General features: G+C 34.2%; 13 protein-coding genes and 2 tRNA genes. 8 read left to right on the forward strand and 7 right to left on the reverse strand.

Going from position 1 to position 13,009, the window contains the following annotated elements:
• Window positions 1-105 precede the first annotated feature (105 nt).
• The 5 genes from yidD to ICJ83_RS13670 all read right to left on the reverse strand — a co-directional run bounded on the left by yidD (window position 106) and on the right by ICJ83_RS13670 (window position 5,594).
• Window positions 106-327, reverse strand: coding sequence for a membrane protein insertion efficiency factor YidD (yidD, locus tag ICJ83_RS13650; protein WP_188230962.1), 222 nt, complete (start codon window positions 325-327; stop codon window positions 106-108).
• An 83-nt stretch (window positions 328-410) separates the two neighbouring features.
• Complete coding sequence (gene cysS / locus ICJ83_RS13655; RefSeq protein WP_188230963.1) at window positions 411-1,892, reverse strand: cysteine--tRNA ligase; 1,482 nt, start codon at window positions 1,890-1,892, stop codon at window positions 411-413.
• 130 nt (window positions 1,893-2,022) lie between these two features.
• Complete coding sequence (gene folE, locus ICJ83_RS13660; protein ID WP_188230964.1) at window positions 2,023-2,700, reverse strand: GTP cyclohydrolase I FolE; 678 nt, start codon at window positions 2,698-2,700, stop codon at window positions 2,023-2,025.
• Window positions 2,701-2,920: 220 nt separating this feature from the next.
• Window positions 2,921-4,438, reverse strand: coding sequence for an OmpP1/FadL family transporter (locus ICJ83_RS13665; protein ID WP_188230965.1), 1,518 nt, complete (start codon window positions 4,436-4,438; stop codon window positions 2,921-2,923).
• Between the two features lie 31 nt (window positions 4,439-4,469).
• A complete protein-coding gene (locus ICJ83_RS13670; RefSeq protein ID WP_188230966.1) occupies window positions 4,470-5,594 on the reverse strand; it encodes a hypothetical protein in 1,125 nt (374 codons plus the stop codon).
• 99 nt (window positions 5,595-5,693) lie between these two features.
• Here ICJ83_RS13670 and proS point away from each other — a divergent pair, with 99 nt between their 5' ends.
• The 5 genes from proS (at window position 5,694) to ICJ83_RS13695 (ending at window position 8,400) form a co-directional block, all read left to right on the forward strand.
• Window positions 5,694-7,172, forward strand: coding sequence for a proline--tRNA ligase (proS, locus tag ICJ83_RS13675; protein ID WP_188230967.1), 1,479 nt, complete (start codon window positions 5,694-5,696; stop codon window positions 7,170-7,172).
• Between the two features lie 149 nt (window positions 7,173-7,321).
• Window positions 7,322-7,393: transfer RNA gene (locus ICJ83_RS13680), tRNA-Glu, on the forward strand.
• Between the two features lie 100 nt (window positions 7,394-7,493).
• Window positions 7,494-7,565 (forward strand) — tRNA-Glu (locus tag ICJ83_RS13685).
• A gap of 27 nt (window positions 7,566-7,592) precedes the next feature.
• Entirely contained in the window at window positions 7,593-7,844 is a 252-nt protein-coding gene (gene rpsT / locus ICJ83_RS13690) for a 30S ribosomal protein S20 (protein ID WP_188230968.1), read from the forward strand.
• Between the two features lie 196 nt (window positions 7,845-8,040).
• Window positions 8,041-8,400: a hypothetical protein gene (locus ICJ83_RS13695; RefSeq protein WP_188230969.1), complete on the forward strand. Its 360-nt coding sequence runs from the start codon at window positions 8,041-8,043 to the stop codon at window positions 8,398-8,400.
• An 80-nt stretch (window positions 8,401-8,480) separates the two neighbouring features.
• Here the strand turns inward: ICJ83_RS13695 and rho are convergent, their stop codons facing one another.
• Window positions 8,481-10,148, reverse strand: a complete 1,668-nt coding sequence (gene rho, locus ICJ83_RS13700) for a transcription termination factor Rho (protein WP_188230970.1) — start codon at window positions 10,146-10,148, stop codon at window positions 8,481-8,483.
• A gap of 196 nt (window positions 10,149-10,344) precedes the next feature.
• Here rho and ICJ83_RS13705 point away from each other — a divergent pair, with 196 nt between their 5' ends.
• Window positions 10,345-10,755, forward strand: a complete 411-nt coding sequence (locus tag ICJ83_RS13705) for a DUF4293 domain-containing protein (RefSeq protein WP_188230971.1) — start codon at window positions 10,345-10,347, stop codon at window positions 10,753-10,755.
• Between the two features lie 281 nt (window positions 10,756-11,036).
• On the opposite strand, the gene ICJ83_RS13710 is transcribed toward ICJ83_RS13705, so the two are convergent.
• On the reverse strand, window positions 11,037-11,534 hold the full coding sequence (locus ICJ83_RS13710) for a metallophosphoesterase family protein (RefSeq protein WP_188230972.1): 498 nt from the start codon (window positions 11,532-11,534) through the stop codon (window positions 11,037-11,039).
• A 252-nt stretch (window positions 11,535-11,786) separates the two neighbouring features.
• Between ICJ83_RS13710 and ICJ83_RS13715 the strand changes: the two genes are divergently transcribed.
• Together ICJ83_RS13715 and ICJ83_RS13720 are read left to right on the forward strand one after the other, a co-directional pair.
• A complete protein-coding gene (locus ICJ83_RS13715) occupies window positions 11,787-12,398 on the forward strand; it encodes a helix-turn-helix domain-containing protein (RefSeq protein ID WP_188230973.1) in 612 nt (203 codons plus the stop codon).
• Between the two features lie 2 nt (window positions 12,399-12,400).
• Window positions 12,401-12,844 (forward strand): hypothetical protein, encoded by a 444-nt coding sequence (locus ICJ83_RS13720; RefSeq protein ID WP_188230974.1) that lies wholly within the window; start codon window positions 12,401-12,403, stop codon window positions 12,842-12,844.
• Window positions 12,845-13,009 lie beyond the last annotated feature (165 nt).

A 13,009-nucleotide genomic window follows, 5' to 3' on the forward strand; every position in this document is an offset into this window, starting at 1 on the left:
TTTTAGTATCAGATTTTAAAAAGCATATTTTTTGAATGAAACATAAAGTAAGCCCCATAGGTCTCTAAAAAGAAACATTCAAATTTATGCTTTTCAAAATTAGTTTCATGGAACCGGGTCGTATCCCGAGCCACCCCAAGGGTGGCAACTACATATTCGTTTAATGGCCAACCAGCCACCTTTAAACACCCCATGCTTTTGAAGTGCTTCTTTGCTGTAATGTGAACAGGTTGGAGTGTATCTACAAGTTGCAGGTGTTAATGGAGATATTACTGTTTGATATACTTTTATTAAAAAAATAAAAGGAGCAACAAGTAGTTTTTTCATTGAGAAATAAAATTAAAACAGAATAAGTAAGAGCGGAATCATATCAATAAATTGCATTCGACTCCGCTCTTATTTTTTGATTATTAATTTACAGAAAACGTTGTTCCGTCTTTGCCATCTTTTAACTGGATACCAGAATTAGCCAGTTCATCACGTATTTTGTCAGATAAGGCAAAATCTTTATTGGCTCGCGCTTCTTGTCTTAGTTGTATTAAAATATCAACGGCCGCCGATAATTTATCTGTACCTGAGTTTGTTTTGCTTACATTTTCAAGCCCTAATACATCGAAAGTGAAAATGTTAATAGTGTCCTTTAATGTCTTTAAATCGTTTTCAGTTAATGTTGCTTTTCCGTCTTTAATTTGATTTATAAATTTTACTGCTTCAAATAAGTGGGCAATTAAAATTGGCGAATTAAAATCATCGTTCATAGCATCGTAACAAGCCTTTTTCCATGCGTTAAGGTCTATTGTTGAAGCGCTTGAAGCTGTCAGACCATCTAACAAATTGATAGCTTCCATTAGCCTTAAAAACCCTTTTTCACTCGCCAGTAAACCATCGTCAGTTAAGTCTAAAACACTGCGGTAATGTGCTTGAGCAATGAAAAAACGTATAACACTAGGAGCAAAAGCCTTACTGAAAAACTTATTGTTTCCAGAAAGCAATTCGTCTGGATTTACTGTGTTTCCTGTTGTTTTAGACATGCGCTGTCCATTAAGTTCCAGCATATTAGCATGCATCCAATAATTGACAGGAGTTTCTCCTTTGGCAGCTTCATTTTGAGCAATTTCACATTCGTGATGCGGGAATTTTAAATCCATACCGCCACCGTGAATGTCGAATCGGTCACCTAAATATTTGGTGCTCATAGCAGTGCACTCAAGATGCCAGCCAGGAAATCCATCGCCCCAAGGTGAGGGCCAACGCATAATATGCTGAGGTTCTGCTTTTTTCCATAGTGCAAAATCCTGCGGATTCTTTTTGTCACTTTGTCCGTCTAATTCACGAGTGTTGTGAATTAAATCTTCCAACTTACGTTTACTTAATTTTCCGTATTCGTGACTTTCATTAAATTTATGAACATCGAAATATACCGAACCATTAACTTCGTACGCAAAGCCATTATCGATAATATTTTTTATAAGTTCTATTTGTTCTATAATATGTCCCGTGGCTGTGGGTTCTATACTTGGCGGAAGGAAATTGAACGTATTTAATATATTGTGAAAATCTACAGTATAGCGTTGCACAACTTCCATCGGTTCAATTTGTTCTAATCGTGCCTTTTTTGTGATTTTATCTTCACCCGCATCAGCATCATTTTCTAAATGACCTGCATCTGTTATATTTCTTACATAACGTACTTTATAACCTAAATGCTTAAGATACCTAAAAATCATATCAAAAGACATAAATGTTCTTACATTGCCTAAATGCACGTTACTGTATACGGTTGGGCCACATACATACATGCCAACATGGCCGTCGTTAATAGGTTTAAAAAGTTCTTTCTTTCCTGTAAGTGAATTATAAATACTTATGTGTTGATCTTTAAAAAGCTGCATTGATATGTGCGGTTTGTAGTTTAATGATTGAATTCAGGTTTTTATAAACGAATGTTGATAAGAGATCAATAAGGCATATCTTAATTCGTTAAAATCTTATTTAGATTCAACGCTTAAACTATAACATTAGTTAAAATTTGGTATCTAATTTTATGTAATCTAAAAACTCTCTTCGAACGGCTTCTTCCTTAAATTTACCGCCAAATTCAGAGGTAACTGTACTACTTTCTATATCGCGAATACCTCTGGAGTTAACGCATAAATGTTTAGCGTCTACAACACATGCTACATCTTCGGTGCCTAAAACGTCCTGAAGTTCTTTAACTATTTGAATGGTTAAGCGCTCTTGTACTTGTGGTCGTTTCGCATAGTAATCAACGATACGATTCATTTTTGATAATCCAACAACTGAACCATTAGAAATGTAGGCAATATGTGCTTTTCCAACGATAGGGAGTAAATGGTGTTCGCACGTTGAGTAAACCGTAATGTTTTTTTCCACAAGCATTTCACCATACTTATACTTGTTGTCAAAAGTAGAAGCGCTAGGTTTTTTATTTGGATCTAAACCGCCAAAAATTTCTTTTACAAACATTTTTGCTACACGGTTAGGCGTACCTCTTAAACTGTCGTCGGTTAAGTCTAGCCCTAAGGTTTCCATAATATGACGGACATCGTCTTTTATAATTTCTATTTTTTCTTCATTAGAAAGCTTAAAAGCATCACCACGCATAGGAGTGTCTGATGAAGTTCCAATGTGGTCGTCTCCTAAAGATTCAAATTCTTCTATGTTATTCTCAATTTTCATCTGTTCATTTCATTGTTGTTTAGTTGAATGATAATCATATCATTAACCAAAAAAATCACTTTAAGTTTGCAAAGATAAGCAAAACAGTTTTGTTATGATTTGTATTATTAAACAATTAATTTAGAGGGTCTGTCTGTTTTTATCTCTATTAATTACATTTAAAAAGAAAAAAGCCTGAATTTTAGTATTCAAGCTTTATGTATTGTTGATGTAATTCTTTTTATAAGTTAAAACTTAATGAAAAAGTAACGTTCGAATTGGTTTGGTCTATTGAAGCTGTTTCTATTAAACCAACATTATATAGAGGTGTTTCAAATGAACGTTGTGCTTGGTCGAACGCGAGATCAAATTTTACGTTGCCAAAATTATAACCGAGCCCAACAGAAAAACCGTTTAAATCGCCTACTGTTACCCCATTGGTGTATGGGCTTTCTTCATAGCGGTAACCACCTCTAAGGCTAAGTTGTTTTATTCTATATTCTCCTCCAATACGATATGTAGAAGCCGCCGTAAAAATATTGCTCATTATATTATTTTGGTCGGCATAAAAGGCATCGGAAGTTGGTTTGAATTTTGTGTTTCCATAATCTTTATACGAATAATCGAAACTTATCAAGCCTTGAGTACCAAAAATATAAGCTAAGCTTCCGGTTAATTTTCCAGGTGTTTGAAGTTGGTATTGCGGATAAATGTTAATGATTGACGGAAGGTATTCAACATCAGGTTCGGCAAGGTTTGTATTAATATATTGTGTGGTTTCTTCTCTTATAGTATACCATGTTGGAGAATCGTAAGTAGCGCCGACTCTAAATTCATTCGTTACTTTTAATATACCACCTAGTTGAAAAGAAAACCCGTTACCAGTTGTTGATAAGGAATTGTCAAAATCAATAAATTCGATATCACCTCCATTAAAATTGTCTTCCATCAAGCTTGTTACACGATCATAATCAATAAAATGCGAATTTAAGTTAAGTCCTAAATACAAATTGTCTTGATATTGTGTGGCAAAATTAAATGATATTTTTCCATTATAACCAGTTGAAATATAGGCGTAATCGTGGGCAAAATTACCCGTTGCAACATTAGCAACATAGGATGTGTTATCGTCAGTATCAGTAACAGGGTCTAAAACATACGCTTGGTAACCTAAAAAAGCTTGCTGGTGCCCAAATCCAAATCGAGATCCAATATCCTGATACGCATCTTCAATAAACCTGTCATTGAGTGAAATTTCATCTAAACGAACACCATTGGCGTAGTCATAAAAATAACTGGCTATAGAGTTGCTAAATTGACCATCATCGTTGGTGTTAGTTCCAATAGCATTCCATGCATTTTCATGGTTGTTTGTTTTCTCATAAGCGACACTCAAAGAAAATTTGCGCCACGGGGAATTATTCCGAGCAGCAAAAACAAAAGCCGCTCCACCTTGGTTTAAATCAAATTTAGAAGTGTTTATTTTGTTGAAACCATTAAAGTATTGGGTTTCATTTTTTACATCTGTATTTGACAGTGAAAAGGAAACATGACTGGCATTAAAAACGGCCGAGCTGGCAGGGTTTATACTCACTGCACTCATATCGCCACCTAAGGCACCAAAAGCCCCGCTTAAAGCTCTAAAACGAGCGGTTCCCTGAATTTCATCCTGCGAGTATCGCAGGGCGTCACTGATATCTTGGGCATTAATAGCACACACCGATAACATACCTAGTAGAAATAGGTTTAAGGTTTTCATATATTTTTCTTTTTCTTTTTTTTATTGAATTTTATCGTCTTCCACCACTAGATGATCTAGAGCCTCCACTTGAACGACTGCTACTGCCAGATGATCTCGATACGCCAGAACTTGATCTGGAACTTGAACCAGAACTGTAGCTGCGACTTGGTGTGTAGCTGCCACTGTTCGAAGATGATCTTCTAGAATAGTTGCTATTGCTATTCGAGTTTGAAGGTGTGTAGCTTCTACTTGTTGTTCTTCTAGTTGATGATGAAGCTCTTGAGGTAGAATTTCTAGAAGGTGCATATGTTGACGAGGAACGTCTTTGCGTTGTTGAGGTTGCACGTGTTCCATTCGTATTATAACTACGTCTGTCGGCACTAACACCATTTCTGTTAATACTGCTTCTTCGCGTTACATATTTAGATTGTGTGTCCGAATTGCTACTACCTCTTCTGTTAACAGAAGAACTTGCAATCGCTCGGTTACTGTAGCTGCCTCTTCGGCTTGCACTGTAGGCAATATTTCTTCTATCGTATATTCCGTTATTACCATAATAGCCTCCGTAATATCTTCCTCTGTATGGAGATCCATAATATCCCCAGCCATTATAATAAGGACCACACCAAAAAGGGTCATAAAAGCCCCAATTGTTCCAACCCCAGTTGTTCCAGCCCCAACCTACAGTCCAATTGTTCCATCCATAATTCCACCCGTAATTCCAACCCCAATTGTTCCAACCCCAGTTGTTCCAGCCCCAATTATTCCAATAAGGGTCACCCCAGAAACCATAACCAGTGTTAAAATTAATGGTAACATTACTATTTTCTTGACCCCAGCCGCCATAACCTTGATAGTCGTTTAATTGCGCGTCATCCTCTGTGTATCCTGTTGTTTCATAGTCATCGATATCGGTGAAAATTTCGCTGTTAGCAATAATTTGATCAGCTTCTATAGATTTATTTTTAAAGTAATTGGAGTAATAATTACTGTTAGAATTATCTTTTGGCACTTCAACAACAGCTGCTTCATAGCGGTCGTATTGTTCTGTGCTTCCGTAAATCCCATCATTAGCGCCAACATACTGATAAGAACTACATGAAGACAAGCCAATTACCAAGCCTAAAACGGCCAAGTATGGCATTTTCTTGATTAAGTAGTTGTTAAATTGCATATCATTCGATTTTTATTGTTGAACATAACAAAAATAGTTAGTTTTGCGAAACTATTTCTATATTTAACATAATCACAATATTTGTGCCAAAATACTAATATGAGTAAAAAACTTACCAGTAGAGCAGAAGATTATTCAAAATGGTATAACGAACTTGTAGTAAAGGCTGATTTAGCCGAGAATTCTGCTGTAAGAGGTTGTATGGTAATTAAGCCTTACGGATATGCTATTTGGGAAAAAATGCAGGCGGAATTAGACCGAATGTTTAAGGAAACAGGACATGAAAATGCTTATTTTCCATTGTTTGTTCCAAAAAGTTTATTTGAAGCCGAGGAGAAAAATGCTGAAGGATTTGCTAAAGAGTGTGCTGTTGTAACACATTACAGGTTGCAAAACGATCCAGATAAACCAGGTAAATTAAGAGTAGATCCAGAGGCTAAACTAGAAGAAGAACTTGTTGTTAGGCCTACTTCTGAGGCTATTATCTGGAATACCTATAGAAATTGGATACAATCCTACAGAGATTTACCCATATTAATTAATCAATGGGCAAATGTGGTTCGTTGGGAAATGCGTACTCGATTGTTTTTACGTACTGCCGAGTTTTTATGGCAGGAAGGTCATACAGCTCATGAGACAAAAGCTGAAGCATTGGCAGAAGCAAAAACGATGAATAATGTATACGCAACTTTTGTAGAAAAATTTATGGCTATTCCTGTAGTTCAAGGAGTTAAAACTGAAAGTGAACGATTTGCAGGTGCCGAAGAAACTTATTGTATAGAGGCATTGATGCAGGACGGAAAAGCACTTCAAGCAGGAACATCACATTTCTTAGGGCAGAATTTTGCAAAAGCGTTTGATGTTAAGTATGCGAATAAAGAAGGTAAACAGGATTATGTTTGGGCTACATCATGGGGTGTTTCTACGCGTTTAATGGGGGCATTAATTATGACTCACAGTGATGATAACGGTTTGGTATTACCTCCAAACTTAGCCCCAAATCAAGTGGTGATTGTGCCTATTTATAAAAACGAAGATCAATTATCAGAAATAACCGAAGTCGCTAATACTATCATGAGCGATTTGCGAGCTAAGGGAATTACTGTAAAATTTGATAATAGAGATACACAGCGTCCAGGTGCTAAATTTGCACAGCATGAATTACAAGGTGTGCCTTTAAGAATTGCAATTGGACCTAAAGATCTCGAAAATGGTACAGTTGAATTAGCACGACGAGACACGCTTACCAAATCTATTGTAACATTAAATGAACTCGCAGTAACTGTCGAAGAATTGCTAAAGGAGATTCAAGAGACCTTATTTAATAAGGCATTAAACTTTAGAGATACTCATGTAACAGAGGTCGATACTTTTGAGGAATTTAAGAATGTTCTTGAAACGAAAACAGGATTTGTATCTGCACATTGGGATGGAACTAATGAGACAGAAGAGAAAATAAAAGAATTAACTAAAGCTACTATTAGATGTATTCCTTTGGATATGAAGGAGGAAGAAGGTGTTTGTGTGTATTCAGGTAAGCCATCAAAAGGACGCGTTTTATTTGCTAAAGCCTATTAATTGAAAATTTTTTTAAAAAAAAATTAATTAGGTATTGCAGCATTTAAAAAAAGGTGTAATTTTGCAACCGCAATCGAGAAAATTGCCAGTTATTTGAAATGTATATTACGTTAGAATTGTAAAATTCTTTCTGCATTCAAAAATACAATGGCCCGTTCGTCTATCGGCTAGGACGCCAGGTTTTCATCCTGGTAAGAGGGGTTCGATTCCCCTACGGGCTACTAATTTTCTCAATTTAACAAAGTACATTAATTTATTGAAAAGAAGTTGTAAGTGTAATAAATATGTGTTACATTTGCGCTCTCGAAAAACAATAGTAATGGCCCGTTCGTCTATCGGCTAGGACGCCAGGTTTTCATCCTGGTAAGAGGGGTTCGATTCCCCTACGGGCTACAATATTTTAATAATATATAAAAGAAAATGGCAAATCATAAGTCAGCATTAAAAAGAATTAGAAGTAACGAAGCTAAACGTTTAGTTAACAAGTATCAGCACAAAACCACTCGTAATGCTATCAAGAAATTACGTGAGTTAACTGATAAAAAAGAAGCAGAAGCTTTATTTCCTTCGGTTGTATCTATGTTAGATAAATTGGCAAAGAAAAACATTATTCATGCTAACAAAGCGGCTAACCTAAAATCTGGTTTAGCTAAGCACGTAGCTGCGCTTTAATAGTTAGAATACATAATAAATATTTAAAAGCTTCTCTTTTAAGAGAGGCTTTTTTTGTTATATATCAAGTATTTTTATTGCAGCTATTTGGTTATAATTTAATTAAATTGATTAGAAAAAATTCCGATTTTGTTTTCTAATGCTCTAAATTTGCAAAAGCAGAACATAGTTAAACTATTTATATAATATACGTCCTTTGGAAAATACTAAAGCCATAAAATTAATTGATAAGATTTTAAATAATCTGGATCAATCAGGAATCAATACAGATGTATTAATTGATGACCTAAAAACATTAAGAGGCTATGCCTTAGAAGAGCAAATTCCTTTAGTTGTAAAAGTATTACGATTAACTTACGAGCATATTCAGGAAAATGAAACCTTTTTAATACCTATGCTTGAAGAGGAAGATGATGAATTTGAAACAGAAGAAACAGCAGTTGAAAGTTCGCCTGTTGAAAGTTTAAAATATGTATTGTCTCTAATGAAAAATTTAGATAATAAGATTAATGTAGCAGACTTAAAAGAGTATAGAGATCTTTTAAATAACTTTTAATTTTTATTATTAGAATATAATTTGAAACAAAAAAACCTTTCTGAAAAAGAAAGGTTTTTTTGTTTTTATTAAATCGGTTTTTAACCATTCATTGAGATTAAAAACTCTTCATTATTTCTGGTTTGTTTAACACGATCGTTAATAAATTCCATAGCTTCAACAGGGTTCATATCTGCTAAATATTTTCTCATAACCCACATACGTTGTATTGTTGCTTCATCCAATAGTAAATCGTCGCGTCGTGTACTTGAAGACGTAAGGTCGATAGCAGGGAATATTCTGCGGTTGGCAATTTTTCTATCCAACTGAAGTTCCATATTACCGGTTCCTTTAAATTCTTCAAAAATAACCTCATCCATTTTCGAACCTGTCTCGGTTAATGCGGTCGCTATAATGGTTAGAGAACCTCCATTTTCAATATTTCTAGCTGCACCAAAGAAACGTTTTGGTTTATGTAAAGCATTAGCATCAACACCACCACTTAATATTTTACCAGAGGCAGGCTGAACGGTATTGTAAGCACGAGCTAGTCGGGTAATGGAATCTAAAAGAATAACAACGTCATGGCCGCATTCTACTAAACGCTTGGCTTTTTCCAGTACGATATCGGCAATTTTTACGTGTTCATGAGCTTCTTTGTCAAATGTTGATGAAATAACCTCACCACGCACGTTACGTTGCATATCGGTAACCTCTTCAGGACGTTCGTCGATAAGTAAAATCATTAAGTAAACTTCAGGGTGGTTAGCGGCAATTGCGTTAGCCACATCCTTTAGTAACATGGTTTTACCCGTTTTAGGTTGCGATACAATCATACCACGCTGTCCTTTTCCTATTGGCGAGAACAAGTCCATAATTCTTGTAGAAATCGTACTTTGCTTTTCAGCAATATTGAATTTCTCTTTCGGGAATAAAGGGGTTAAGTGTTCGAATGCTACACGGTCTCTAACCACTTCTGGTTTTTGACCATTAATTTTATTAACCTTAATTAAAGGGAAATATTTTTCGCCTTCTTTTGGAGGTCGTACGTTTCCTAAAACAGTATCTCCTTTTTTTAATCCAAATAAGCGAATTTGCGATTGTGAAACATAAATATCATCAGGAGAAGATAAATAATTATAATCCGATGATCTTAAAAATCCGTAACCGTCCTGCATAATGTCTAAAACACCTTCACTTTCTATAATGGCATCAAATTCAAAATCAGGCTCGCGATAACGGTTTCGGTTATCTTTATTACCAGCTTCAACATTATTATTGTTGTTATTATTTTTTTGGTTTTTGTGCTGGTTTTGTTTATGCTGGTTATCCTTTCGCTGGTTTTTGTTTTGATTATCCTTCTGGCGGTCTTGTGGTTGGTTATTACTCGACTTAGGCTTATTTTGTTTCGGTTCGGGTTTATCCGATTTGTTTTCAGAAGCCGCTGGTTTTTCACTTGAAGGACTTTTTGCTGTAGGTTGCTTAGTTTCTACTTTTGCTTCCTTACTTACAGGTGCACTTTTGCTGCGTTGTACACGTTGTCTCGGTTTTTTGACTTCATTTTTAGGGGCTTCTTTAGTCTTAGGAGTAGCTGTTTCAGAAGAATCAACGACAGCTTTAACTGCTTTTGGGTCTGCAGCCTGATGGTCTAGTATTTGATAAACTAAATCCATCTTTTTTAAAGAACGATACTTAGGAATGTTCAGTTTTTTAGCAATCTCTTGTAAATCAGAGAGCTTTTTTGCGTTTAATTGAGAAATTTCAAACATTGATGTTTAATATAATATATTTTAGAATTTTAAAATTTGGGTTTTTCTGAAAAAAAATGATTTTATTCTGAAGAATTAACAACCTGTTAATGCGGCTGTTGAGAATTGTTATTGCAATTATACAACTTTATTTTAATTTTTTGTAGTAAAATTTTAAAAGAAACCATTATTTTTGCCTTCGAGTTTAAAAAAACCAATGATACAACGAATACAAACATTATATCTTTTATTAGCTTCAGCTGTATCTGCCGGCTTAATTTTTGTTTTTCATTTATGGATTACAGGAAATGATGTCGTGATTTATGCTAAGGATAATTTATTGTATTTGGCTTTGTTTTTGGCTTCGGCAGCCTTGTCGTTAGTCACTATATTTAAGTATAAAAACAGGAAGTCTCAATTTATGTTGGGGCGACTAAACATCATATTAAACTTTATTTTACTAGGATTTTTTGTGTATCAATCTCTAAATTTATCTGGAGAAACTAACGTTTCAGAGAAAGGTATTGGGATGCTTCTTCCTATCATTTCTATCGTATTTTTAGCTTTAGCCAATAAAGCAATTAAAAAGGATGAAGATCTTGTAAAATCTGTAGATCGATTGCGATAAACCTAACATCTTAGTAGTATTAGTGCGTTAAAAACCCTTGGTATTTATATCGAGGGTTTTTTTATTTATGATGTTACCCTTTCGTTGGGTATGTGGCTACTTGGTCGCTTACCTAAATCCATAACAATAGAAAATAAGAAAAGTTACAAGTGAAAATTGTGAAAAATACGAACCTTGGTTGAAGTGTTCTCGAAGTACGCGAAATTATTTCGAGAACGTTCGGTTAGTTAAAAAGTCTAAAAGTAAAGTATTATTTTGCGCAAAACCCAAAGACCAAAGCACTAATACCTATCTTCAAATTCAATAACCTCCAGATTGTCTATTTTACCACTATCGATGGTGAATCGCAACATAGTGCGTACTTTATGAAAACCGTGTTTGCCTACAGCACCAGGATTCATATGTAATAGATTTAATGTTTTGTCAGGCATTACTTTTAAAATGTGCGAATGACCACAAATAAAAAGTTTTGGTGGATTTTCTTTTATAGCATCACGAACCCTCATGTTATAGGCATTTGGATAGCCACCAATATGGGTAATCCATACATCCACACCTTCGCACATAAAACGATTATTTTCAGGAAACTCGGTTCGTATTTCAGAATTATCGATATTGCCATAAACCGCACGAATCGGTTTTAGGGCTTTTATGGCATCGGTAACATGTAAGTCGCCAATGTCTCCTGCATGCCAAACTTCATCTACTTGCTTTACATATTTTAAAATTTTTTCGTCAATATAACTGTGCGTGTCTGAAAGTAACAAGATTTTGGTCATGCGTAGAATACTAATTTGGGTGTAAAAGTAGAGATACTAGTTATAGATACAAAGTTTAATTTGTTTCATTTATGGTTTTTTGTATTTTATTTTGATGCATAAATAAGAGGTGAAACTTAAATTTTATAACAAATAAATTCTTTGACAAAGCCTATAACTATTGCTATTAGCAGTAGTGTCATAAAATTGTCATATCGATTTTATGAGAAATCTTGATAATAATTTTTAGTTTGGCTGAAGAAAGTATAAAATATGGATAATAATTTACTGTCCCATAAAATTAAAAATCTCCGAAAAAGTAAAGGACTTTCTCAAGAAGCACTTGCTAATATAGCAGGATTAAGTTTAAGGACCATTCAAAGAATAGAAAATGAAAATAAAAACCCTTCAGGAGATACTATTAAAAGATTATCATCGGCTTTAGAAGTTTCCCCTGATTTTTTAATTGAATGGCAACCAAATGAAAACCCTAATTTTTTGCTAATACTTGCTTTATCTCCAATACTTTTCTTAGTCAATTCGTTTTTTGCTGTCATAGTACCATTAATACTATGGTTATTAAAAAAGGATAGTGTTAAAGGTGTTAAGGAGCTTGGTGCAAAAGTTATTAAAATGCAGGTAATATGGATTGTAGTTTATTTTGCATTTAGAACTTTTAACTTTTTAAGATTGGATTATATAAGAAAAACAACAAAGCATTTTACTCAAGATGAATGGGATGCTTTTTTATTTGATATAGAAAGTCAGGCTTATTTAAAGTTAGGTTTTACATTGTTAAATGTAATCATAATATTTTATGTAACGTACAAGACATATTTGCACAACCAGTCAAACTATCAAATATTAAAAATTAAAACAGAATAATTATGAAAAACCTTTTATTAGTATTTACACTTCTATCTATCATTTCATGTAAAAAAGAGAACTCAAAATCTTATCAAAATTTTATCGAACCATGTCGTTATAATGTTATAAGCTATCAAGTAAAGGATACCTCTTTTTTTAAAATAGTTGGAAATGTTATGCAAAATAAAAATACCCATGTGCAAGTAAAGGGAGATTCTACTTTTGTTGTTTCTGAAGAATTAGGAGAATTGATATTTAATGGTAGTGATTTTAATTACAAGATAGAAAAAGACTCATTATTTCTCTATGATGGTAAAGTTAGCTTATCTTATAAAATATTGGATATTTATGCAAACGCAATTAGTATTCAGATTGATAATAACCCATATTTGAATCGTATAGATTTTGTAAAGCCAAAAGATCAGAGAAGAAAGGTAGCTGAAGAGATTAAAATAGAGTTTTAAGTAAATTTGCTTTTTCAAATCAGTTTATATCGCGCTATGGATTGAGCGAAACCTTTGATCTGGCCAAATACCGTGATTAGCAAAATCTCGGACAAAAGGGTAACACCGAAACCCATCTTTTAATATAGAATTAAGACCTAGATTTTCGTAAGAATACTAAAACTG

Origin of the sequence: Aestuariibaculum sediminum, assembly GCF_014596945.1 — a bacterium.
Classification (GTDB): domain Bacteria; phylum Bacteroidota; class Bacteroidia; order Flavobacteriales; family Flavobacteriaceae; genus Aestuariibaculum; species Aestuariibaculum sediminum.

Bases quoted from the DNA above. Each gene is read 5' to 3' on its own strand.
- proS (WP_188230967.1), top strand. From the start codon at position 5,694: ATGAGTAAAAAACTTACCAGTAGAGCAGAAGATTATTCAAAATGGTAT.
- yidD (WP_188230962.1), bottom strand. From the start codon at position 327: ATGAAAAAACTACTTGTTGCTCCTTTTATTTTTTTAATAAAAGTATAT.
- ICJ83_RS13715 (WP_188230973.1), top strand. From the start codon at position 11,787: ATGGATAATAATTTACTGTCCCATAAAATTAAAAATCTCCGAAAAAGT.
- rho (WP_188230970.1), bottom strand. From the start codon at position 10,148: ATGTTTGAAATTTCTCAATTAAACGCAAAAAAGCTCTCTGATTTACAA.
- rpsT (WP_188230968.1), top strand. From the start codon at position 7,593: ATGGCAAATCATAAGTCAGCATTAAAAAGAATTAGAAGTAACGAAGCT.
- ICJ83_RS13670 (WP_188230966.1), bottom strand. From the start codon at position 5,594: ATGCAATTTAACAACTACTTAATCAAGAAAATGCCATACTTGGCCGTT.
- ICJ83_RS13705 (WP_188230971.1), top strand. From the start codon at position 10,345: ATGATACAACGAATACAAACATTATATCTTTTATTAGCTTCAGCTGTA.
- ICJ83_RS13665 (WP_188230965.1), bottom strand. From the start codon at position 4,438: ATGAAAACCTTAAACCTATTTCTACTAGGTATGTTATCGGTGTGTGCT.
- cysS (WP_188230963.1), bottom strand. From the start codon at position 1,892: ATGCAGCTTTTTAAAGATCAACACATAAGTATTTATAATTCACTTACA.
- ICJ83_RS13710 (WP_188230972.1), bottom strand. From the start codon at position 11,534: ATGACCAAAATCTTGTTACTTTCAGACACGCACAGTTATATTGACGAA.
- ICJ83_RS13720 (WP_188230974.1), top strand. From the start codon at position 12,401: ATGAAAAACCTTTTATTAGTATTTACACTTCTATCTATCATTTCATGT.
- folE (WP_188230964.1), bottom strand. From the start codon at position 2,700: ATGAAAATTGAGAATAACATAGAAGAATTTGAATCTTTAGGAGACGAC.